Below are 22314 nucleotides of genomic sequence, written 5' to 3'. Positions count from 1 at the left end.
AGATGAAGAGAGCGGTTTCACGTATAACGCTGGGGTTGTTTGTGGCCGGACTGATTTGGTTCTCCTACTTTTCAGTTTCACAGGTATATCCATTCAACTGGAAAGTGCTGCCCAGATACTACAAGTTGTTCCTGGATGGGCTTGTCACAACTCTGGAGTTGAGTGTAATCGCTCTCGGTTTCGCTATCGTGGTCGGAATAGTCGTGTCGCTGGCGAGAACTTCACATTCGGTGTTTTTAAAAGATGCAGGTACCATGTACGTGTGGTTCTTCAGAAATATGCCGCTCCTTGTGATCATTTTGCTCGTTTACTACGGCTTTGGATCGGCGATAAATATCGACCGTTTCTGGGCGGGAGTGGTTTCTCTCTCTCTCTTTGAGGGCGCTTATGTGGGAGAGATATTCAGAGCCGGTATCGAAGCGGTGCCAGCCGGGGAAATCGAGGCTGGCGAGGCTATGGGACTGTACAGGCGACAGATAATGTTCTCGATCATCTTTCCTCAAGCCTTCAAGATATCTATTCCTCCCCTTATCGGGCAACTGGTTAGCCTCGTTAAAGACAGTTCGCTAGTTTCAGTAATAGCCCTCGGAGATCTCACAATGAGGGCCAGGCAGGTCGGCACACAGACTCTGGCCGTTTTTGAATCCTACATCGCTTTAGCCCTTTGCTACTTGCTTATAACATCGACTCTGTCATTCGTCGGCAGAGCTCTCGAAAGGAAGATGGTGATACCATGACAGAAAATAAAATTCTCAGCGTGAGAGGAATTTCAAAATCCTTCGACAGCCTTTCTGTTCTCAAGAGAGTCTCCTTCGATGTGAAGCAGGGAGATGTTATCGCAATTCTCGGTCCTTCGGGGGCTGGAAAAACTACGCTGCTGAGGTGCATAAACCATCTCATCACTCCCGACGACGGCGATATACTCTTCAAAGGCTCGACCGTGAAGAGCGACAGGAAATCTATCAGATTCTTCAGGGCAAAAGTGGGATTCGTCTTCCAAAGATTCAATCTCGTCAGTCACCTGAGAGTGATAGACAACGTTGCGCTCCCCCTCGTAAAAGTACTGGGCAAAAAGTGGAGGGAGGCCAGAGAAATCGCCCTGAAGCAACTCTCTCAGGTAGGTCTGGAAGACAAGGCTGCCAGCTTTCCTTCACAGCTGTCTGGTGGTCAGCAACAGCGGGTCGGGATTGCCAGGGCCTTTGTGATGGAGCCAGATATTGTATTGCTGGACGAACCTACTTCGGCACTAGATCCCTCGCTCGTTGGGGAAGTTATGAGAGTCATAAAACGGCTCTCGTCTGAAGGGAGAACAATGGTTATAGTCACCCACGAAATCGATTTCGCAAGGAATATAGCCACAAGGGTTTTATTCATGAAAGGCGGCTCAATATTGAAAGACACGAATCCTCAGGAGTTCTTCGAATCGGCCAGCAGCGAGATCAGAGACTTCCTGACCGATCTCTCGTCTATCGTTTGAACCACAGATCGATCATCGACGGCTCAGAAAGTAATCCACAACTCCCGAGACGATAGCTTCGACCAGTGCCTCGCGGTAATCCTGACTGGCCAGTAACACGTCTTCTTCCGGATTGGACATGAACCCGGCCTCAAAAATCAGAACGGGGACCTTTGACCAGTTGAAACCGGTCATATCTTCTCTAACCCTTATTCCGAGCGAGGTTATCCCCTCTATTTCCCGGAGACTGGCCATGATCTTCTCGGCGGCCCTCCTGCTCTCTTCATAAATGGGTGCGGTATAGGTAGCTGTCGAGGAGGGTATCAGGAGCATCGTTCCCTTCAGCGAAGGATCCGAACTGTAATTAGCATGAATCCTTATACACAGATCGGCAGCCATGGAGTTGGCGAACTCTGCCCTTTCTATGTTGCTAATATCGACATCGTGTCTCTCCCTTGTCATAAATACGTTGAAGCCCTCTTCCTGTAACCTGTCTCTCAGAATGAAAGAGAGCTCCAGATTGAAAACATACTCGGGTATCCCTGTGCTGACACCCTTGGTTCCAATCGAGACCTTAGCCTTGGTCTCTTTCGATCCTGGCGCTATCTGTTCTTGCGAGAGATTGGCTTTCTCCTGGTGACCCGGGTCTATACATATCGTGAAAGCAGTTAAGAGCGAAGCCAGCAACAGCAAAGCTATAATCATAATCATCTTTCTTTTCAATACATCCACTCCGTTCGCTATAAGCTACTTCTATTATATAGTTTTCTACTGTGAGCTTCAGGCGGTGGTCAATATACTTACAAGGCTAAAAGCTGCTCTTCCACAAACTCCCGCAGTGGTGGGTTATAATTGATCAGGAGGTGAGAGCTATGTCGAGCAGCCACAGGAGAGAAATGCTGGAATCGGAGATCAAGAAAGTTCTCACGGAGGCTCTTTCATCTTACGCCGGTCACGATCCTTCGGTCGGAATGGTTTCGATAGTCAGAGTCGAGCTGAGCAAAGACAAGAGATATGCGGTGATCTACATAAGCTCAATGGGCGAAGAAGAGAAGAAAAAGATGCTCGTTGACAGATTGAACGAAGACAAGGGTATTTTCAGAACGGCGATCGCCAAAAATATAAGGTTGTTCAAAGCTCCCGAGATACGTTTCAAAGAGGATATCGGCATAGAGGCCACTCTCAGAGTGGCTCGGCTGCTTCAACAGATAGAGAATGAAAAGCAAGATGCAGAAGACAACTGACGGAATAATACTCGTAGACAAACCTTGTAACATGACCTCCCACGATGTAGTGAATGTGCTTCGTAGTAAATTTCAGACGAAGAAAGTAGGTCATTCGGGTACACTCGATCCATTTGCCAGCGGACTTATCATAGTGGGCATAGGTAAGGGAACTAGGGTACTGGAATACTTCCTGAACATGGATAAAACCTATAGAGCCGAGCTGGAGCTAGGTAGGATAACCGATACCTTCGATCTCACAGGCAAACTCGTCGAGGAAAGAGAGGTGCCGGCCCTTTCGCTTGAGGAAATATCGGGGGTTCTCAAATCTTTCATTGGTAAACAACTGCAGACGCCGCCGGCTTACTCGGCAAAAAAACATAACGGAGAACGCCTGTACAAACTCGCTAGAGAGGGCAATATAATCAATCTCCCGCCCAGTCGCGTACAGATCTATTCGATAGATGAGATCTCCTTCGAAGGGCGGAAAATCTCCTTCAAAACGAGGGTTTCAAAGGGAACGTACATAAGATCTCTGGTAATGGATATTGGATACCGCCTTGGTTGTGGCGCTACAACTACCTATCTCAGGAGAACAGCCCAGGGACCTTTCTCGTTGGACTCTTCAAGTCAGCTCGGGGAGGTTTCAGATCTGTCCATAATCACTCTGGAAGAGGCTATCGACTTCATGCCCGGGCTTCTCCTCAACGAGCAGGAAAGTCAGAGAGTACTTCTCGGTGGCCAGGTCCATGCCAGAAACGTCGTAGGGATACTTGGAAGCTTCGTCAAAGACGAGATAATAAGGATACTGGGAAATGACGAAAAACTACTCGCCGTTGCCAGATCGGAAAGAACGTCATCCTTTGTGAAGACACTACAGAGAGAAGAGTCCTGGGAGAGGGTTGCAAAACTCGAAAAGGTACTCGGGGCATGATATGTGTGTGACCTGCATCGGAAACTTCGACGGCGTTCACCTCGGTCACCGTCGAATAATGAAAAGAACGGTCGAACTGGCAGAGAGACTCGGTGTCAGAAGTTCGGCTATTTCCATAATTTATCCTTGGGCATATTACTTTCCGAACTTCCCGGGTATAATCTACCCGGTATCCCAAAGGATCGAATTGATTCTTTCGACCGGGATCCATAAAGTGATCACGGCCAACATGGCCGAGATAAAGCACCTGGAGCCCCGCGAGTTCGTTACCGGTCTGATCGAGCAGGGAGTGAACGGCATCGTTGTGGGCAGAGATTTCACCTTTGGAAACGGTGCGAAGGGGAACACTGCGCTGCTTGAAGAGATGGCAAGTGAAATGGGTTTTTTCGTAGATACTGTTCCCGACTGTATGCTGGATGGTCGGAGGATAAGCAGCAGCTGGATACGTGAAGCTCTGGCGAAAGGTGAAATACGTCAGGCCAACGCGCTACTAGGTAAAAGATACTCGATAAGAGGAAGAGTATATCGTGACCAGCAGCTCGGCTCCAAGATGGGCTTTCCTACGGCCAATATCACGCGTGGAGAAGAACGCCTGGTAACTCCGAAATCGGGGGTTTACATCGTAAAATCGAACATAGAAGGCAAAGAACTTTTCGGTCTGCTAAACGTAGGGTTCAGACCGACCGTGCAAGTTACTGAAGAGGTGAAATACGAAGTCTATTACTTCGATTTTTACGGAGACCTCTACGATAAAAATATCGAGATAGAGTTTCTGGAATTCATAAGACCCGAACTTAAGTTCGACGGCCTTCAGTTGCTCATAGAACAGATAAAGCACGATGAAAAGATCGCACGGCGCTGGCTTGAGCTCCACTCAGAGGAACTCTGAGAAGAAAGAGACCACTCCCTCGAAAAGAGTGTCCTTTCTCTCTTCATCTGCGAACATTTCGTGCATTCCTCCGGCTATCTCGAGAAACCGCTTCTCCGATCTCAACACTTCATAGAACTTCCTGGCACCGGAGGGATCAATAACCCTGTCGTCGCTTCCGATAACTATCATAGTCGGTATCGTGATCCTTTCCGCTTCCGAAAAGGCCATCTCAATATTCTCCTCCATTCCGAGAAAAAGATTGGGAGAAACTCTGTCATGAACATAAGGATCGTCTATATACCGCTGTACCGCAAGCTTGTTGTGAGAGAGATCGGAAGGTTCAAACCTGGATGAGCTACTGAACGTGATCTTCGGCGCCAGTTTCTTGACGAGCTTGACTACTGGAAGAAGCTTCTTCACAGACTCTTTCGCGGAGTAGAGATGAGGCGAACTCAAAACGGCAGCCCTGAAGATATTGGGGCTTTCCTCGATCACCCTTGAACCGATAAGACCGCCCATACTGTGCCCGAAGAGGAAAAGAGGCAATTCATCCCTTTCCTTTCTCACGGCCGTCGCCAGATCGACCACGGCATTCTTAAGATCATCGAAAGAATCTACGTAACCTCGTTGACCATGGTGCAACCCATGCCCTGGAAGGTCTGTCGAGAAGACGTTGAAGCCCCTGGATGTCAGGAAAAAGGCGAAAGCGTCGTATCTGCCGGAATGTTCGCCTATCCCGTGACAGATTATCAAATTAGCCCTTGCATCTAAAGCGGTCCACTTCCTTATGAACAAAGCACACACCCCCTCGAAGTAGATTATATATCTGCGGAGGGTACTCTTCATATCAGTTAATTCTGGTTCCCACCGAGCTATCGAGTTTCACGCGGTAGCGTGCTCCCGAATAGTCGGAAATATACATCCAGTTACCCGACACACCGTCTAGAGCCCAGATATTTATGTTGTTCAGTTTCTGCATCTCAGTTCCATCCGGTCTCATTCTGTGAAGTCCCTTCTCTGATTTGAAAACGAAATATAACCAGCCTTCGTCTAAAGTAAAAAAGTAGACTTTGTCCAGCGAGGCAAGAGTGCTTCTTTCACTGCCGTCGATTTTCATTCTGACAACGTCGAGATTGTAATAGGCGTCTGTTCCTGTGTCCCTGAGGGCTATGAAGTAGAGCCATGTATCGGTAACATATCCGAACCGGCCCTTTCCCGAGATCATGGCACGTTCGGTTCCATCGATTTTTATTTTATATAGTTTGCCATAATCTTCGTAGTATATCCATTCACCGTGAATCTCTATTTTCCAGGGCTCCAGCGAGACTTTACAAAGGGTTATTTTTTCCGATCCGTCGGTTTTCATTTTGTTGATGGTTCCTGCCTCGCTTTCCAGTAGAAGATCTACAGACGTCATAGCTTTCTTCTTGATCTCGTTGAACTCAGCCAAACTCTTCTTTGTACTGTAGAGGACCATGTCACCTGAAACACAGTACTGCGCTACGTTGTCTTCGCTAAGTTTCGTTCTTTCGCTCCCGTCCTTTTTCATTCTGTACAGGTTGCTTATGTCGGGATCGTCAGTGAAGTATATCCATTCGTCTGAAATGAATATGGAGCTGACCAGGAAATCGGTCACTTTCGTCCGTCCGGTCCAGTCGGAATTCACTCTATACAGTCTATTCTTAACTACCATATAGATCTGATCGCCCGATTGGGAAATCTCTCCCAGATTCATCCCGTCTCCCGACATGTCGCTTCCTTCAGTTCGTTGCGAGTAGTCTTTTACTACTTGGAACCCTTTGAAAAAATCCGTCGAGTCGAGCAATATAGATCCAAACACGAAGAGAATAACCGCCCCGATTACGATAGAGATTAATATCCCGATCGACCTGTCCTTCCTTATAAAAGCTACAATAGCTGCTACAAATCCCGCAACTCCCAGAGATACCGTTGCAAAGACCGGGACCGGTATTATCGAGAATCTTATCTGGAGAGAAATCAGAATCACGAAAGAAATACTCAGAGCAAAACCCCACTTGCCCAAACGCGAACTGGGCAGAAAAGTCATCTTCATACCCGCCATCTCCTTTGCCTACAGTCACCGTGGGGTTTAGCAAACCCGACAGGCAGCACGGTGGGTCCGATGTTGATAACATAGATCAATCCCGGCGCTAAATTACGGTTATACTCGTAGCTTTTACGCTATTATAGTAATACTAACCCCTTCTGCCACCGTTGTGTATCGAAGTAAAAGAATCTGGATCTATATTGATCGTCGAACATCTGCAGTTGTTTACATATTTGATCCCTCTTCAGTAGAGTCGGGCAAGATCAGGGATTGCTCTTTGCATATTTTTTACGTTAGTCGAGACGGAAATCCACTGATCCTGTGATAGATCTATTGCATGCCGAATCGGGTGCTTTACAAAAGCCAGAGCCCATGATATTATTATTTTCGTCTGGCCCCATAGGATAACGGCTAGTCCACCGGATTCTCAGTCCGAAGGTCGGGGTTCGATTCCCCGTGGGGCTGCCAGGGTTAAATCGCTTTTTTCTCTAAAATTTTGTTGTAAAATCTCCCGAAAGGGAGATTTTTTTAAGGTGAACGCACAGCTCAATCGAGTATTTGCGAGGCAAAATACAGTCATTGATTTGTCCAAACGCTACCCACTTTAGAGTGCTTTATTTAAAATGAATGATGCAACTTTACCACGTATCACATTACCTATCTCTCCACCAGGAAAGCGATGCAAAAATTTCCTTGATAGCCCATTTTTTACAGCCAAATGAGACTACGGATCTCACGAATGCGTGTATGTAACAGCTAATAGAAAGGAAGAAGAGAAGGGAATCGGAAACAGGAATCGAGGAGATGGAAGTCAATTCTGACCTGTTCGAGTAGTAAAGACCAGAGCATGTAATATACTCCCAAAAGTGAGACAAGTATAAGAGGTTGAGATCGAGCATTCTAAGGCATCCATCCCCGAATCTGGCATTGAATGACTCGCTGAAGCCATTCTGTTGTGACTTGTCCTTCTCTATGAACTCATGCCTTATCCTGGCATTGGAGAGGAACCTGTTCAATCTCCCCTCTATGAACTCGGAGCATTGTCAGTTCTGAAGATTCTCGGTCTTGAATAGAGGGCTATTGACTTTTCAATGACCGGCAACACTCTGGATGCGGGGATGAAGAAATCTACCAGTGTTCCAACGACGAGCCTTGAGAAATTGTCAATCACAATAAGGATTCTGAGCTTTCTACCTCTCAGGTACAACTCGAGGAAGTCGGCGGACCAAACATTAGCCGGATACTGGTGTCAGGTTCGACGGAACGGCAGAGCTGGCATGTCTCCTCAGCACAGTGGAGAGTCGTCTACATTATTCCATTGAGTGAACCGCTTATAATATAGATCTACTGGCTTTTCTTTGAAGAGGGGAACGATAACGGTCTTCTTTCCATACCGATTCTCAATCTCGGGGCATCGTATTTATCGGGAATAGTATCCGTCTGGAATCTATCGCCGTTCATACTAGTCGTTGCATCACTCTGCACGAAGACAGGTTTTTTTATTAGTCTTTCTTAAAGAGCTGTCGAAAGGAGAGTTGAGAACCTGTAATAACGATATATATTATTTTTGATTGCGGAAAACAATTAGATATAGAATTTCGGAGCAACGACCAGAGAATCTCAGGATATTACAAATGAAGGTTCCTGAAAAGCCATAGATACCTGACAAGACAATAAAGAGTCATCGGGCAGGCGAACGTATCTGACTGACAAGTTGGTATAATTCTTACAAGTGCAGAAATATCTCAGCAGGAGTATTGTTCCATCTTTTTGTTTCCTGCAGATCATTAAAAGGAGGTAATCGTTGTGAAGAAAGTCAGAGTTCCCGTAATTCTGGCAATGCTGATCATGGTCTTCCTGGGTGGGACCACGCTTTATGCCAAACTCACCTATGGATATGTGACACCCGGTCCGGATACATGGTACCGAAAAGATGTTGAGGGCTTCCAGTACGCGGCGAGTCTGGTCGGCGTCGAAGTTGTTGTGCTGAACTCCGACTACGATACTGAGAAGGAGATCGCCAATATCAACACTCTTGTCAACATGGGCGTTGATGGAATGTGCGTCTTTTCTTTCAATCCGAATGGCGCTTTTATAGCCGCTAGAGAGGCCGGTATGGCCGGGATTCCGCTGGTTGTAACCGACAACGTTGGACAGGTTCTCCAGTCCGAACACGATATAGTGGCCTGTATCGATTTCGACTGGGAGGGTATGGGTATTAACGTTGCCAACTACATCGCCAAGAACTACCCGGGAGAGAAGATAGCCTGCATAATGGGGCTCTTCGAACATGTCCCGGTCCAGATGTTCCGCAGTACTTTTGAACCGGAAGTCAAAAAGCTGGGCGTAAACACTATTGTGGCTATAAGAGACGGAAAGTACACCCCGACCGTTGCCGTAGATCAGGCCCAGGACTTGATAGAGTCTGGTTACGATTTCTCCATACTCTTCAGCTTCAATGAGGAGATGGCCGCAGCCATAGTCAGAATGCTCAAGACGAGAGGTCTGCTCAACAATCCGATCAAGGTCATAACCACCAACGGTGCCCCTTATGGTATTGAACTGATAAAGGAAGGTAGCATAATGTACTCGATCTCCACTTCACCCGGTTGGGAAGGGTTCGTTTCCTTCCTCGCGCTACACGCGTACACGCAGGGCTTGATAAAAGAGCACGATCAACAGATCCTACTACCGAACACCCCGATAACGCCTGAAACAATCGACGACAAAACGAAGGTTGTTCCATGGGATATCGATCCCGTCTGGATCGAACTGACTAGAGAATACTTCCCGCAATACAATTCTCTCTATTGAAAGTGAGATATTATGGGGATGGAGGGACAGACCTTCATCCCCATTTTGTTTATTCTTTTGTGAGGGGAAGAGAATATCATGGAGCGAAAAGAACTCGTTAAAATGGATAACCTGGTAAAGATATACGGACATCACAGAGCGCTGGATAGCGTCTCTTTCAACCTTATGGAAGGCGAGGTACACTGTCTGGTCGGTGAAAACGGAGCCGGAAAATCGACTCTTATAAAGATTCTTTCGGGCGCTATTTCTCCAGAAGCAGGGCAGATATTTATTTGTGGAAAAGCCGTCGGTTCTCTCAACCCCAGACAGTCGATAGAACTTGGTATCTCAACAATATATCAGGACGCCGAGCTCGTAGATTCTCTCACGGTGGCCGATAACGTATTTCTTGGCGACGAAAAGTCCGGTAAGTTTCCACTGATCGTTGACAGCCGCGGTCAGGAAAAAAGAGTAAAGGAGATCATCGACGCCCTGAAGATGAACTTACCGGTGGACGCTCTGGTGGAAGAGTTATCTGCTTCACAGAAACAGATGCTCCAGATCGTCAAAGCCCTTTACAGGGACTCAAAAGTGCTGATTATGGATGAACCGACCAGCTCACTTGGGATAGATGAGACTCAGGCTTTGATGGACATCGTCAGAAACCTTAGACGGAGGGGGATCGGGATAATATATATCTCCCACTATCTCGAGGAGATCTTCGATATAGGAGACCGTGTAACGATCCTCAAAGATGGTGTGGATATGGGGACCTATAACGTTGTCGATATAAAGGTCGATGAAGTCATAAGAAAGATGGTCGGTCGCGATGCTTCGCTTTTCTATAAAAGAGACTCCGCCGAAATAGGAGATACTCAGCTCGAGATAAGAGGTTTTTGCAAAGCTGGCACTGTTGAAGACGTGAGTTTGTCTGTAAAGCGTGGTGAGATATTCGGACTGGGTGGTCTAGTTGGCTCGGGCCGCAGTGAACTGGTATCTCTGATCTTCGGTGCCGATAGACCAGACAGAGGCGAAGTGGTTTTAAATGGAAGAAAACTAAGAATCAAATCACCCGGAGATGCCATTAGAAAGGGGATCGCGCTGATAACCGAAGACCGCAAAAAATTGGCTATGTTAAACGGTCGTGATATCGTCGAAAATTCATCGCTAGTCCACAGCGAGAATTTCAGGGGTTTTTTGCTAAAAAAACGTGAGGAGAGAAATCTAACGAACGAAATCGTCAACAATCTATCGGTGGCCGTTCAAGACGAATCGCAAACAATTGAGGAGCTCTCTGGCGGAAACCAGCAAAAAATAATCATTGGACGCTGGCTGATCGACGACTCGTTAGTCTATATCTTTGACGAACCAACCAAAGGAGTAGATATTGGCGCCAAAGAGCAGATTTACGAGTTGATGACTGAACTGGCAAAAAAGGGGAAGAGTATCATCATGATCTCTTCCGACATGCCAGAACTTCTTTCGATGAGCGACAGGATCGGTGTCATGCGCTATGGCCGGCTCGTGGAGATACTTGACAATACAGGGATAAAGGAAGAGGATCTTATCAAGCACTTCATAGGAGTACAATGAAGTTTGGGAGGTAATTGCAATGAATAGTACGGAGGCTTCTCAAGAGACAAAAAAAGTACTTTCGAGAAGGAGGAGTTCGATACTTAGGAGCCAATGGTTTTTCCTTCTAGTGGCGGAGATTATTATCGCGGTCATAACCGGAATAGTCAACCCCAGGTTCTTTACAACCAGCAACATCATGAACATACTCGAGCAGATAGCGGTTCTTGGAATAGTCTCCTCTGGCATGACACTCCTAATAATCTCCGGGGAGATAGATATATCGGTCGGGGCTAATATCGGGCTCTCTTCCTGTGTGATGGCCATGATGATAAAGAGCGGCAACGGCTATCTGCTCCCGGTTATCGTGGGAATCGCGCTAGCCGTTTTCAACAGTCTACTGGTGGGTATAACGGCAAGAGCCTTCAAAGCTCCGTCATTTATAACATCTCTTGCATTTACCAGTGTTTTCCAGGGCGTGGCCCTGGCAATAACCAAAGGATCCTTCCAGACTATATACGGGCAGTTCGAGTTCATCGGAACTACACGTCTCTGGCAGATTCTTCCTTTTAGTTTCATAATCAGTATAGGTGCTTACATAATCGTTCATTTTCTGCTCTCCTACACCAAGTTGGGCAGACGAACCTACGCTGTCGGAAGCAATCCTTCGGCTGCCTACCTATCTGGAATCTCCGTGAACAGGTCCAAACTTACGGCTTTTCTCTTGAACGGAATCTTCATAGGCATAGCATCCATGGTGCTGCTATCAAGAATCGGTGCGGCACAGCCTTCAACAGGAAGCGGGATTGAGCTCAAGGCAATCGGAGCGGTCGTAATTGGAGGAACGCCACTTTCTGGAGGGAAAGGTAGAATAATCGGGACTTTTTTCGGTGTGCTTCTAATGGGTTTGATATCCAACTCGCTGAACATGCTCAGGGTAAATCCCTACTTTCAGACTGTCACGTTCGGCGTTCTCATAATAGCTTCACTGGCCATCAGCGTGCTCAGTACTTACAGCAAGCGCGGAAATATAAGAACTTTCTTCGGAAGAAAGGATGAAAAGCGGTGAAAAGACAGAACTTCGAGATCGAAAACGACAGAATCCGCGAGCTTTTTCTAAAAGAAAAACACCGGGAACCGGAAAGATTCGCCAGAAGAATCGACCTATCATGGAGTGTCTGGATGTTCGGTCTTGAACCTATCGAAAACTCTATGGAGAGACTTAAGAGAAACGGATTGAGCTTTTTAGAGCTCAAAGGCGACATTTCGATGGAAGTCGAAAAGGTTAGATCGGCAATCGATAGGTACGGAATGGCCATTTCAGGCGTTTGCGGTCTCTTCTCACCGGACAGAGACCTTTCCAGTCCCGATGCGGAGATCTCTGGAAGGGCTATCGAATATATACTCAGAGAGATCGAATTCATCTCAAAGCTCGGCGGAAAATACATGATAATCGTACCCGGAGCCGTGGGGAGACCAAAAGCCATTGACTCACAAGAATTAGAGCGGAGCGCGAAGAACCTAAAGACATGCGCTAAAGCCTTCTCTGCGGCCCGAGTGGCTGCCGCCATAGAGCCAATCCGTTCTGCAGAGGTTAGCATCGTTCACACAGTGGGCGAGGCCATTGACTATATCGCTTCAATCGATGAGCCTGCCATCGCGCATCTTAATGGTGACATATATCACATGCTCAACGGGGAAAGACACATTGGCCTGGCTATCCTAGAATGTGGCGATAGGTTGATGAACCTCCACATCGCCGACAGCAACAGGGACGCGCCGGGAAAGGGAATGATAGACATTGACATGGTCATTATGGCCTCTTATCTGGTTGGCATGAATAGACCGGGTAGATTTCTTACCTTCGAACCGCTTGGACCATACCCCGACCCTTACGTATTATCCACACAACCATGTAATGTAGATGTTATGGAGAGGCTGGTCAGCGATTCTGTGAGTTACTTCCGTGAAAGGGAAGAGATAGTCAGATCACTTTAAAAGGGGGAACAGCAATGAAAATAAGCTTCCACACAGATGCCTTCAATTCGGCAGTATTCAGCTTTGAAAAGGCTCTTCAATGGGCAGAAAAGAACGATGTGCACTTCATTGAGCCAGGAGTGATAGATGGCGTCTCATGGATTCACGGTCTGGGTTATTTCCCGCACGTATCGCTCGCGGAAGACCCAATGAAAATGCGAAAAAAGTTAGAGAGCTACGGTGTTTCGCTTTCACAAATTGATTCGGCTTTCCCGCTCTCGGGTGACGATGGTCTCTATTTTGGTGTTCCGTACGTTCTGAAGTCCTTGCCCTGGGCTAAAATAGCCGGTTGCCCCAATATCGCCACGACCGACGGACTTAAGAAACCCGCTGGCTTCAGTGACGTTGAAGCCCTCGAACTTATGAGAAGGGCCTATGGTACTATCGTCGAGACGGCTGAGCTCTACGGGATCAACATAAACATAGAGGTCCACGGCTACTTCACTACCAACCCCGACCTCCTCGAATTGATGCTCGATTTCGTCGATAGTGACCGTCTAGGACTAAATCTGGATACGGGCAACAGCTTCATCGCTGGCAACGACCCTGTGGAATTCTGTAAACGCTTTATCGGAAAAATTAAGCACGTACATATCAAAGATGTATCGGAGAGCCTGGCAGCTACTATGAGGGGAAAAGATACGGGAATCGGGATAAGCCACTCGGCCATCGGTGAAGGGGTGAACGCCGGAAATATCAAAACGATACTCCGATTGCTCAAGGAACATGGATACGACGGCTACATAAGCATGGAATGCGAAGGCATGGGCGGACCTCTAATCGAGAGGTCGCTTGCCTGGGTGCGGGCGACACTGAAAGAGCTGGGAATCCCTGAGGAGAAGGAGCCTGAGTTCTGCGATTGAACGATCTTTTTATTTCTTACTTTTAACCGGCATGCTTTTTCGAAGGGCAATCCACTATCTGGGATAATTAACCCTTTCTTCGAGGGCTATAGTCGGCTCTTTTGACCTCAGTGGTGGTTACCGGCTTGACAAAGCTCCAATGTATTGTATTATTTATACATCGAGTCGAAAGAACCGAGAGGAGATGTAATCGTGTCGAACGCAAAGACTGAACCGGGGATTACTATCTGAATTTCCCTCCATGGACCGCGATCATATCCGGTCCTTTCTCTCGAGTACCGCTTGTTACTTTTCCCTTAATGAAAACCTCAAGAGCAACGTTCATAATTGAATCATCGGATTTTGAAATATATAAGGACAGGAGGAGACTTATTATGTCGGGGTTTAAAGATGTGGACCTGAAACGTCCCGCTGCCAAGAGAGAGGAGGAGATTCTCTCTTACTGGCGCGAAAATGCACTCCCTGAGAGGAGCGTGAACGAGAGGGAGGGATATCCGGAGTTCGTCTTTTTCGAAGGGCCGCCAACGGCAAACGGGAAGCCCGGTATTCACCACGTTATTTCCAGAACTCTGAAAGACTGCATATGTCGCTTTAAGACTATGCAGGGATACCAGGTAAAGAGAAAGGCCGGCTGGGACACCCACGGTCTCCCCGTCGAAATCGAAGTAGAGAAGCAACTCGGCTTTTCGTCGAAGCAGGAGATAGAGGATTACGGCATTGAAAAGTTCAATCATAAGTGCAAGGAATCAGTATGGAAGTACGAAAGCCAGTGGAAGAAGATGACCGAGCGAATAGGTTACTGGATAGATATGGAACATCCCTATATCACTCTCAACGATAACTACATAGAATCAGTATGGTGGATTCTCAAGCAGTACTTCGATGCCGGTCTTATATACGAAGGACACAAGATAATGCCCTACTGCCCCAGGTGCGGTACACCTCTAGCTTCTCACGAAGTGGCGCAGGGTTACAGGGACGAGACGATAGATTCTATATACGTCAAGTTCAAATTGAAAGGCAAAGACAATGAATACTTCCTTGTCTGGACTACCACGCCCTGGACGCTTCCTTCCAACGTCGCGCTGGCCGTAAACCCCGATTTCAACTATGTGAAGGTCGAAGTCACGCTCGATACAGGCAAAAGAGAGTATTACTACCTTGTCAGAGAAAGACTGACAGCCCTTCTCGGGAGTGATGGGCATTACAGTATTGTTGGGGAGATGAAAGGAAGAGAACTCCTCAAGATGGAATACGAACAGCTTATTCCTTACGGAAAGGTAGATAAGAAAGCCTTCTATGTGGTACCCGGCGACTTCGTTTCGCTTGAAGACGGTTCTGGCATTGTCCATATGGCACCGGCTTTCGGCGAGGATGACAATATACTGGGCAAGAAATTCGATCTGCCGATGCTCCAGCTGGTTGATAGAGAAGGGAAGATGACACAAGAAGTAACGCCATGGGCGGGTATGTTCGTCAGAGATGCCGACCCGCAGATCATACGTTACCTCAAGGACAGAGACCTCCTTTTCAAGAAGGAAAGATTGACCCACTCCTACCCCTTCTGCTGGCGGTGCGACACGCCGTTGCTTTACTACGCCAGAAAATCCTGGTATATAAAGACAACTGCCTACAAGGACAGACTGATAGAGATAAACAACACGGTGAACTGGTATCCGAAGTTCGTCGGTGAGGGTCGCTTCGGCAACTGGCTCGAGAACATGGTTGATTGGGCGTTGTCCAGGGACAGGTACTGGGGAACGCCGTTGAACGTATGGAAATGTGAAAGTTGTGGTTCACTGACTTCGGTAGGTTCAAGACAGGAGCTCATCGAGAAAGCAATCGAAGATATAGCACCCGATATAGAGCTCCACAGACCGTACGTAGACGATGTACATCTTCGCTGCGAATGCGGAGGTACTATGAGCAGGACCCCCGAAGTCATAGATTGCTGGTTTGATTCAGGCTCGATGCCGGTCGCCCAGCATCACTATCCCTTCGAACATAGAGAGGAGTTCATGGAAAAACTCTTCCCGGCCGATTTCATCTGCGAAGGTATAGACCAGACAAGGGGTTGGTTCTATTCGCTGATGTCTATCTCGGCCTTCCTCTTCGACCAATCACCCTACAAAAACGTTCTGGTGAACAACCTGGTGCTAGACAAGAGCGGTCAGAAGATGTCCAAATCGAAGGGTAACACTGTTGATCCGTGGGAGATAATTGAAAAGTACGGCGCCGATACGCTCAGGTGGTATCTGCTTGCCGTTTCACCGCCGTGGGTACCCACTAAGTTCGATGAAGAGGGTGTAAAGGATACTTACAGCAAGTTTTTCGGCACTCTTCAGAGCGTTTACGCATTCTTCACCATGTACGCGAATATAGATGGTATCGACCCGGTCGATTTCGAGCTGCCCGTGAAGGAGAGAGAAGAGATAGACCGTTGGGTTATCTCCCGGCTAAATACACTTATAGGGCAGGTAACAGACTTCTTGAACGGTTACGATCTCACCAAAGCCGTCAGGGCGATACAGGGCTTCGTCATCGAGGAGGTTTCTAACTGGTACGTTCGAAGGACCAGAGACAGGTACTGGACGAGCGAACTCGACTCTAGCAAGAAGGGGGCCTACCTGACGCTATACGAGATACTTCTCACTGTGGCCAAGCTTATGGCACCGATCGCGCCCTTCACTGCAGAGGAGATATACAGAAACCTCACGCATGGAAAGGAAGACTCAGTCCACCTGCAGTTCTATCCCAAAATGGATGAGTCTCTCATCGAGCCTGAGCTGGAAAAGAGAATGGCGACGGTTATGGACCTGGTAACCCTCGGAAGGGCCTGCCGTAACAAAGTGCAGATAAAGGTTAGACAGCCGCTCCCCAAGATTCTTGTCGATGGCGGTATCAAACCCACCGTTGAGTCGATGAGGGAACTCATACTCGAAGAGATCAACGTCAAGAAGATCGAGTACATAGAAGATCTGGGTAAATACGTAAAATACGAAGTGAAACCCAACTTCAGGATAATGGGTCCGAAATTCGGGAAAGACCTCAAGGCGATAAGTGCAGCACTTAAAGCCCGGGAGGCTGCCGGCATTGTCTCGACCATAAAGCGAGAGGGAAAGCTCTTTCTCGAGATCGGTGGGAACAGTTTCGAATTGATGGAAGAAGATCTGGACATAAGGATACAAGAACTGGCAGGCTTCACCTTCGAGATGAGCGCCGACAATTTTGTCATACTCGACACGGAATTGACTCCGGATTTGTTGCAAGAGGGGCTGGCCAGAGAGATAGTCTCCAAGATACAGACGATGCGGAAGGACGCAGACTTCGAAATAACCGACAGGATAAGGGTTTTCTACTCCGGGCCGGAAGAAGTGGTCAGGGCCATAATGGTCTTTGAGGCTTACGTGAAGGAAGAGACTCTTGCCGACAGTCTTACTCCGGACGATAGCATCCAGGGCGGGACAAAATGGAATCTAAACGGTTACGATACAACTATAAAGATCGAGAGAATCACGAAGGAATCGTTATAGAGACTATCTTTGCTTAAGACAGACAAAAACCGGGGGAAAAGCTCCCCCGGTTCTATCAATTGACGATTATATTCACAATGATATTCGGGTCAAGAACTCTGAAAGTGAAGGATTCAGCTATGAAAAGCTCCACTTCTTCATCGGTATGACTGTGATAGCCAATTTCGAAGTCTCCACCGATTACCATTTCCAGGTCTTCGTGGTCTTTAGGAAGAAGCAGTCCTCCCTGGAGGACCCTGCTCACGACTATGTCAGTACCCAGCAAGGATTCGATACGTTTGACAAGAGGGTAACCCTGTACGTGGGAGTTGAGCATTGCCAATGTTTCGGGGTTAACAACAAGAGCGAAGGGTCCACTGGTGAAGTTGTCCTTCAATTTCTGGACGGCCCTGGCTAGCGACTTCACTATTTCTTCGGGCTTTTTACCCAGTGGTACAGGCTCGGTTTTGGCCTCCTTCACAAGGCCCTTTATCATACCGGCTTCGAAACCGTTGTATATTGCGTTCTCTTCGAAAAGCGCTATCTTTCTGGCGGCCTCTTCAAGCGGTCCGAGATCGGGATCGGCCGTTCCCCTGTCTATGTTGTCCAGTTCCCAGCGGTTCAATCTGAAAGGGATTCGTAATTCCATCAGAGGCTTTGCCTTCCTGAGACCTGCGCCGACCTCATTTCCCGTCTCGATCAAATCGAGCCTTCCCTCTGGCAGGAAAGAATACTCCCAGCCTTTCGGCCCCACAACATTAATCACCCTTCTGGCCGAAAGATAGTTCTTTAGAACCTGACCGGCTCTGTTGTTGACTTCCTTCCACGCCTCGCTCGAAAGCGGGGCGAGCTGTCTTTTGAATATATCCACACTCATCTCCTCCTTATAGCTTTCCTATCTTCAGCGAGCCATCGCCTGACTGACCGCCAGTCTCTTCGACCTCTGTAACCGGTGCAGATGTGAAGAGATAAGTCCTGAGCTGCTCGTCCCAGCCATCCATGTTTCTTCTGAGCCATTCGAGAGCCATGCAGGCATGCTCAATCTCCTCGTCGCGGTTGTGAGCCATGATAGCCTTCAGTTCTGGGTCAGACGAAGCCTCTACTCTTTGATTATACCAGTCGATGGCCTCGATCTCTTCCTTGAGGCTGTTCAAAGCCCTGGAGATGTTTCTAGCCTTTTCATTAAGCACTTCGTACGGTTCATGATAATTGTTCATAACGGACCTCCTTTTCTAAATTCGGTGAGCCTTACTGTGAGTATGACTGGATAGGACAACTTAGGGTTTAAGCCATAAAAAGCATCGTTTCGTTCACAGCAAAAACAACAGCTTCCTCAAAACCTCGAAATAGTCGCTCTCTGTGAAAGTCAACGTCCTGTCATCTGCTTTCTCAACCCCAGGGAAGAAGGATAATCTGTGGGTCTGTGTGTGTTCTATGTACACGATCTCTACTTCAAACTTTTCCGGAAGGGTCATTGGCTTTATGGAGCCGTTCGAAATAGCCCTTGAGACGCCCTCTTCAATCAGCCTTACGACTTTCGCCGGATGGATCGAATCAACCGATGAGCCGCTTCCGGTGTTGGTTACGACGGTCTCTATACCCGGGACTTTATCACGGGCGATCTTTGCAATCCCCGCATCACCGCTCAGAAAGACGACTGGAACCTTATAATATGCTGCCGACATTGCGTTCATAAGGAATTCGCTCACCAGTTCTCCGTTAATTTTCAAAGAGAAGATATCACCTGTCATCGTGTGCGAAAGAGGGTTGAGCCCCCTCCCGGATGGCGAATGGTATCCGGTGAAAACGACGGCGTCGAAGGATGCGTCTATTCCCTGCATCATCATGAAAGGATCCCTGGCCCAACCCCTGATTATCCTTACGCAATCGGGTAGCGCTGACGGGTCGATATTCCTGGCGCTACCGTGAGCATCTCTTATTAATATCTCCGAGGCTCCAGACTTCATGGCCCCGCTTATCGCGGCGTTCACTTCGGCCGTCATCTGCCTTGAAAAGTACGTGTAATCGGCGTGACCTTTGTTTGTTTCATCCCAGGAAGCTATCCCGGCCGTTCCCTCGATGTCTGCACTAATAAATACCTTCAAGAAAATACCCCCTTGTTTACTTTCCAGAATAGTTGGCTATCATTTAATACTATCCGTCGAAAGATGTGCGGTGCCTAATTGCCTGATCTTACGCTTGCGGTATGTTGGACTCACAAAAAGTCATTTTGGGCTATATTCAGGTTCGCGTTGTTCATTGCGAGAAGGGATCGCGAATCGAAGTTCAGGACACATTTCTGAAGTGCTGCAGAGATTACACCAGTTTGCACTTTAACAGAGCCTTTCTGGCGAGTTTATCGGCCATTTCGTTATAAGAACTTCCGCTGTGCGCCTTTATCTTCACCCACTTTATCGAGAGTTTTCCTGCGATTTCTCTCATATGCTTTCTGTACTCGATAGTGCGCGGCGTCTTCGCCTGCCAGTATTCTTCAGCCCAGCCGCATAGTCCTTCATAATCGTAATGAATTTTTACTGCCGTTATGGACTTCTTAAGGCAGAAATCCACGGCCTTTTCGACAGCAACGATCTCTCCAGCGACGTTCCGCATATTCGTATTGTCCCTGAAACAGCCCGAGATCATTCCTATCACTAAACCGTCTTCTATTATTACTGCTGCATATGATGACACCTGGCCGCGACTACTACCGTCCACGAAGATATTAACCCCTTTGAAACTGTGGCCGTTGAACTCCTCCCAAAGCGAAATCAAACGTGCCTTTTCCACCGGTCCGGATCGGCCTTCGACCACGATTCTTCTGTCTCCATTTGAGTTACTGTATATTTTAATCGGATATATCGTTCTGATCTGTACGAAATAATCACCACCGCCCTCCACGGTACATTTTATCCCTTTCTCTATGAGAAAAGCGCAGAAGTCATCCGCCGATTTATTCAGAAGAGTTCTCCAATCTTCTGTGCTCAAAATACGTACAGTCCTTCTATAATATCAAGCAGTAATACAGTCAGATACCCGGCCATCGCGATGAATGGGCCGAAGGGGAGTTGCGCAAGCCTGTCAAGCTTTCTCCTCTTGAAGGCCGATGTGATTGCGTAAACGGCTAATGCCACCAATGAAGCTATCATTATTGTGTACAACGAACCAATTATTCCCGTAGCCAGCGAGAGGACCGCCAGCAGTTCAACATCGCCGAACCCAAAACTATCCTTCCGGAACTGGTTGGCGATAAGAAAGAAAGCTACCATGGCACCGGTTACGATTAACGCTCCTATAAGATTCTCCGGGAAGCGGCCCCGGAAGAAGGCCCAGAAGAAACAGCCCAACCCTACCAGTATCACTCCCGAATCGGGTATCATGTAATGCTCCAGATCTATAAAGGCAGAAATAACTAACCCTGTAACCATAAGAGAAAGCGAAATCGCCTCAGACAGCGGAAAGAGCACGGCATTTAGCACATAAAGCGAAGCCGTTATAAGCTCTACGAGCGGGTATCGGGGCGATATTTTCGAACCGCAGTACCTGCATCTTCCTTTAAGGATGAAGTAGCTTAAAATTGGTATGTTGTCCTTCCAGGCCAGCTCGTGCTTACATATAGGACAGATACTTCGTCTGGGCTTGAATATCGTGTATTCCTTCGAAGGTATTCTATAGATCAGGGCGTTGGAAAAACTACCGAAAACCAGTCCAAAGACGAAAAAAAACGGTACGATAAGCATTATAGAATACCACACTGTCTTCTCTCTTCTTCTGTGAGGAATTCGTTGAAAAGCTCCTTCTTTCCGTAGAAGTACCAGAGTTGACCCTTCTCGAAGGATTTCATGAGCCTTCTGGCTTCCTCGCAGTTCTTGAGTTTCATGAAAGTTACCACCAGAAGCATCTTTAGCTCGGGTTTTTCCGGTTCTTTCTTAAGAAATTCCAGAACCTGCTCCTGAACTGTGTCAAAACGACCGTACCTGAATTGAGTCTTGGCCCAAACTTCGATATCGTTTATATAGACAGGTCGGGAATTGAGTATCTCCTCTTCGATCTTCCTTGCCTGTTCAAAATCGCCTGCCTTCTGACACAGCTCAACCATTTCTGCCTTGGTGAGGATACTTGAGGGATCGCGCTGGGAAAGCGTTCTGAGAACGTTCATCGCCTCGTCTATTCTGCCTGCCTGTATATAGGCGTCGGTCAACATGAAATAAGTTACCAGATGATCGGGGGCCAGTGAGATCTCCCGTTCCCAGTATTGAGCTGCTTTATCGTACTCCCCACGGTTATAATAAGTCTGGCCGAGGAAGGAATGTGCACTTAAAAGGGAGGGGTCGATCATAAGAGCTTGCTGAAGCCATCTTATACCCTCCTCTTCGTTTCCTTCTTCAAGAAAGATGTTGCCCTTTAGCTCGCACAGAGTGGCTTTGTCAACGTTTGCATCCATTAATAGATCGAGAAACTTCTGTGCGCTTTCGTAATCGCCTCGGTCGGCTATGGAAAGTATCTTGTCCTGAAAACCGCTGAAAGTACCTCTCGCGAAGTTCTTCACTGTGAGTCCACACTCGTTCATGTACTCGATGAACTCAAGGTACTCTATTGGAGCGTAGATCTCCGGCACGACAATATCCTCGAAGGCCACAATTAGAGACTTCAGAGTTTCGAGATCCTTTCCTATCTTAGTGCTGCCGAGATCCTCAAGGCAGAGATTGAGGTCTCCGTCATAAATCTGATCGAGAATCGCTACCGAGAAAGGCAAAGTATCCGTTATCGAGTAGATGTTACCGTCATACTTGAGGCGAATCAATTCCATCTCCCCACCTCTTTTCCGTGTTTCTTAGAATATACCATGTCTGCGACCTGATAACACTAACGTTGCCTTATATTGCGAGAAGTGGGAGCAATGGAATTTCTTCTTCGCAGAATCAACAATGCTTACTTTATTCCTTTGACACTCCCCATACCTGAAGGCAGGGGATTCTTGGGTGATT

General features: G+C 47.5%; 21 protein-coding genes and 1 tRNA gene. 12 read left to right on the top strand and 10 right to left on the bottom strand.

Annotated features, from left to right (window positions below):
* The first annotated feature begins 2 nt into the window (after positions 1–2).
* Together MESINF_RS00685 and MESINF_RS00680 are read left to right on the top strand one after the other, a co-directional pair.
* Positions 3–737, top strand: a complete 735-nt coding sequence (locus tag MESINF_RS00685; RefSeq protein ID WP_169698050.1) for an amino acid ABC transporter permease — start codon at positions 3–5, stop codon at positions 735–737.
* The gene (locus tag MESINF_RS00680; RefSeq protein WP_169698049.1) at positions 734–1477 is read left to right on the top strand and encodes an amino acid ABC transporter ATP-binding protein; all 744 of its coding nucleotides are present in this window, start codon (positions 734–736) and stop codon (positions 1475–1477) included. The genes MESINF_RS00685 and MESINF_RS00680 overlap by 4 nt, the downstream gene beginning before the upstream one ends.
* 12 nt (positions 1478–1489) lie before the next feature.
* On the opposite strand, the gene MESINF_RS00675 is transcribed toward MESINF_RS00680, so the two are convergent.
* Positions 1490–2179 (bottom strand): N-acetylmuramoyl-L-alanine amidase family protein, encoded by a 690-nt coding sequence (locus MESINF_RS00675; protein ID WP_408631261.1) that lies wholly within the window; start codon positions 2177–2179, stop codon positions 1490–1492.
* A gap of 149 nt (positions 2180–2328) precedes the next feature.
* On the opposite strand from MESINF_RS00675, the gene rbfA reads away from it, so the two are divergent.
* Genes rbfA through ribF form a run of 3 tightly spaced genes read left to right on the top strand, consistent with a single transcriptional unit; the run spans position 2329 to position 4502 of the window.
* On the top strand, positions 2329–2700 hold the full coding sequence (rbfA, locus tag MESINF_RS00670; protein ID WP_169698048.1) for a 30S ribosome-binding factor RbfA: 372 nt from the start codon (positions 2329–2331) through the stop codon (positions 2698–2700).
* Complete coding sequence (truB, locus tag MESINF_RS00665) at positions 2684–3613, top strand: tRNA pseudouridine(55) synthase TruB (protein ID WP_169698047.1); 930 nt, start codon at positions 2684–2686, stop codon at positions 3611–3613. Before rbfA ends, truB begins: the two co-directional genes overlap by 17 nt.
* Position 3614: 1 nt before the next feature.
* Entirely contained in the window at positions 3615–4502 is an 888-nt protein-coding gene (ribF, locus tag MESINF_RS00660; RefSeq protein ID WP_169698046.1) for a riboflavin biosynthesis protein RibF, read from the top strand.
* Here the strand turns inward: ribF and MESINF_RS00655 are convergent.
* Both MESINF_RS00655 and MESINF_RS00650 read right to left on the bottom strand, forming a co-directional pair.
* A complete protein-coding gene (locus MESINF_RS00655; protein ID WP_408631265.1) occupies positions 4488–5288 on the bottom strand; it encodes an alpha/beta hydrolase in 801 nt (266 codons plus the stop codon). The two genes, ribF and MESINF_RS00655, sit on opposite strands and share 15 nt — an antisense overlap.
* 43 nt (positions 5289–5331) lie before the next feature.
* Positions 5332–6558, bottom strand: coding sequence for a DUF5050 domain-containing protein (locus MESINF_RS00650; RefSeq protein WP_169698044.1), 1227 nt, complete (start codon positions 6556–6558; stop codon positions 5332–5334).
* Between the two features lie 387 nt (positions 6559–6945).
* Between MESINF_RS00650 and MESINF_RS00645 the strand changes: the two genes are divergently transcribed.
* Positions 6946–7020: transfer RNA gene (locus MESINF_RS00645), tRNA-Glu, on the top strand.
* 556 nt (positions 7021–7576) lie between these two features.
* Here MESINF_RS00645 and MESINF_RS13750 read toward each other — a convergent pair.
* Positions 7577–7759 carry a hypothetical protein gene (locus tag MESINF_RS13750; protein ID WP_169698043.1) on the bottom strand — a complete coding sequence of 61 codons (183 nt, stop codon included), beginning with the start codon at positions 7757–7759 and terminating at the stop codon, positions 7577–7579.
* 599 nt (positions 7760–8358) lie between these two features.
* Between MESINF_RS13750 and MESINF_RS00635 the strand changes: the two genes are divergently transcribed.
* The 6 genes from MESINF_RS00635 (at position 8359) to ileS (ending at position 17350) form a co-directional block, all read left to right on the top strand.
* Positions 8359–9366 carry a sugar ABC transporter substrate-binding protein gene (locus MESINF_RS00635; RefSeq protein ID WP_169698042.1) on the top strand — a complete coding sequence of 336 codons (1008 nt, stop codon included), beginning with the start codon at positions 8359–8361 and terminating at the stop codon, positions 9364–9366.
* Between the two features lie 78 nt (positions 9367–9444).
* Positions 9445–10938, top strand: a complete 1494-nt coding sequence (locus MESINF_RS00630) for a sugar ABC transporter ATP-binding protein (protein WP_169698041.1) — start codon at positions 9445–9447, stop codon at positions 10936–10938.
* 19 nt (positions 10939–10957) lie between these two features.
* Positions 10958–11986 (top strand): ABC transporter permease, encoded by a 1029-nt coding sequence (locus MESINF_RS00625; RefSeq protein ID WP_169698040.1) that lies wholly within the window; start codon positions 10958–10960, stop codon positions 11984–11986.
* Positions 11983–12915 carry a sugar phosphate isomerase/epimerase family protein gene (locus tag MESINF_RS00620; RefSeq protein ID WP_169698039.1) on the top strand — a complete coding sequence of 311 codons (933 nt, stop codon included), beginning with the start codon at positions 11983–11985 and terminating at the stop codon, positions 12913–12915. Before MESINF_RS00625 ends, MESINF_RS00620 begins: the two co-directional genes overlap by 4 nt.
* Positions 12916–12929: 14 nt before the next feature.
* The gene (locus tag MESINF_RS00615) at positions 12930–13817 is read left to right on the top strand and encodes a sugar phosphate isomerase/epimerase family protein (protein ID WP_169698038.1); all 888 of its coding nucleotides are present in this window, start codon (positions 12930–12932) and stop codon (positions 13815–13817) included.
* Positions 13818–14191: 374 nt separating this feature from the next.
* Positions 14192–17350 (top strand): isoleucine--tRNA ligase, encoded by a 3159-nt coding sequence (gene ileS, locus MESINF_RS00610; RefSeq protein WP_169698037.1) that lies wholly within the window; start codon positions 14192–14194, stop codon positions 17348–17350.
* Positions 17351–17405: 55 nt separating this feature from the next.
* Here the strand turns inward: ileS and MESINF_RS00605 are convergent, their stop codons facing one another.
* From MESINF_RS00605 to MESINF_RS00580, 6 genes are all read right to left on the bottom strand, one after another.
* Positions 17406–18200, bottom strand: a complete 795-nt coding sequence (locus MESINF_RS00605; protein WP_169698036.1) for a family 1 encapsulin nanocompartment shell protein — start codon at positions 18198–18200, stop codon at positions 17406–17408.
* 13 nt (positions 18201–18213) lie between these two features.
* Positions 18214–18546 (bottom strand): encapsulin-associated ferritin-like protein, encoded by a 333-nt coding sequence (locus MESINF_RS00600; RefSeq protein ID WP_169698035.1) that lies wholly within the window; start codon positions 18544–18546, stop codon positions 18214–18216.
* 93 nt (positions 18547–18639) lie between these two features.
* Positions 18640–19434: a M55 family metallopeptidase gene (locus tag MESINF_RS00595; RefSeq protein ID WP_169698034.1), complete on the bottom strand. Its 795-nt coding sequence runs from the start codon at positions 19432–19434 to the stop codon at positions 18640–18642.
* Between the two features lie 211 nt (positions 19435–19645).
* Positions 19646–20314: an RNase H family protein gene (locus MESINF_RS00590; protein ID WP_169698033.1), complete on the bottom strand. Its 669-nt coding sequence runs from the start codon at positions 20312–20314 to the stop codon at positions 19646–19648.
* Positions 20311–21081: a prepilin peptidase gene (locus tag MESINF_RS00585; protein WP_169698032.1), complete on the bottom strand. Its 771-nt coding sequence runs from the start codon at positions 21079–21081 to the stop codon at positions 20311–20313. Before MESINF_RS00585 ends, MESINF_RS00590 begins: the two co-directional genes overlap by 4 nt.
* Complete coding sequence (locus tag MESINF_RS00580) at positions 21066–22136, bottom strand: tetratricopeptide repeat protein (protein WP_169698031.1); 1071 nt, start codon at positions 22134–22136, stop codon at positions 21066–21068. Before MESINF_RS00580 ends, MESINF_RS00585 begins: the two co-directional genes overlap by 16 nt.
* Positions 22137–22314: the final 178 nt, after the last annotated feature.

Origin of the sequence: Mesotoga infera, assembly GCF_900157305.1 — a bacterium.
GTDB lineage: Bacteria > Thermotogota > Thermotogae > Petrotogales > Kosmotogaceae > Mesotoga > Mesotoga infera.
This window is presented reverse-complemented; position numbering and strand designations above follow the sequence as displayed.

What these genes read in the sequence shown, in the direction of transcription:
- MESINF_RS00685 (WP_169698050.1), top strand. Translation starts at nt 3, where the DNA reads ATGAAGAGAGCGGTTTCACGTATAACGCTGGGGTTGTTTGTGGCCGGA.
- MESINF_RS00680 (WP_169698049.1), top strand. Translation starts at nt 734, where the DNA reads ATGACAGAAAATAAAATTCTCAGCGTGAGAGGAATTTCAAAATCCTTC.
- rbfA (WP_169698048.1), top strand. Translation starts at nt 2,329, where the DNA reads ATGTCGAGCAGCCACAGGAGAGAAATGCTGGAATCGGAGATCAAGAAA.
- truB (WP_169698047.1), top strand. Translation starts at nt 2,684, where the DNA reads ATGCAGAAGACAACTGACGGAATAATACTCGTAGACAAACCTTGTAAC.
- ribF (WP_169698046.1), top strand. Translation starts at nt 3,615, where the DNA reads ATGTGTGTGACCTGCATCGGAAACTTCGACGGCGTTCACCTCGGTCAC.
- MESINF_RS00650 (WP_169698044.1), bottom strand. Translation starts at nt 6,558, where the DNA reads ATGAAGATGACTTTTCTGCCCAGTTCGCGTTTGGGCAAGTGGGGTTTT.
- MESINF_RS00630 (WP_169698041.1), top strand. Translation starts at nt 9,445, where the DNA reads ATGGAGCGAAAAGAACTCGTTAAAATGGATAACCTGGTAAAGATATAC.
- MESINF_RS00625 (WP_169698040.1), top strand. Translation starts at nt 10,958, where the DNA reads ATGAATAGTACGGAGGCTTCTCAAGAGACAAAAAAAGTACTTTCGAGA.
- MESINF_RS00615 (WP_169698038.1), top strand. Translation starts at nt 12,930, where the DNA reads ATGAAAATAAGCTTCCACACAGATGCCTTCAATTCGGCAGTATTCAGC.
- ileS (WP_169698037.1), top strand. Translation starts at nt 14,192, where the DNA reads ATGTCGGGGTTTAAAGATGTGGACCTGAAACGTCCCGCTGCCAAGAGA.
- MESINF_RS00600 (WP_169698035.1), bottom strand. Translation starts at nt 18,546, where the DNA reads ATGAACAATTATCATGAACCGTACGAAGTGCTTAATGAAAAGGCTAGA.
- MESINF_RS00580 (WP_169698031.1), bottom strand. Translation starts at nt 22,136, where the DNA reads ATGGAATTGATTCGCCTCAAGTATGACGGTAACATCTACTCGATAACG.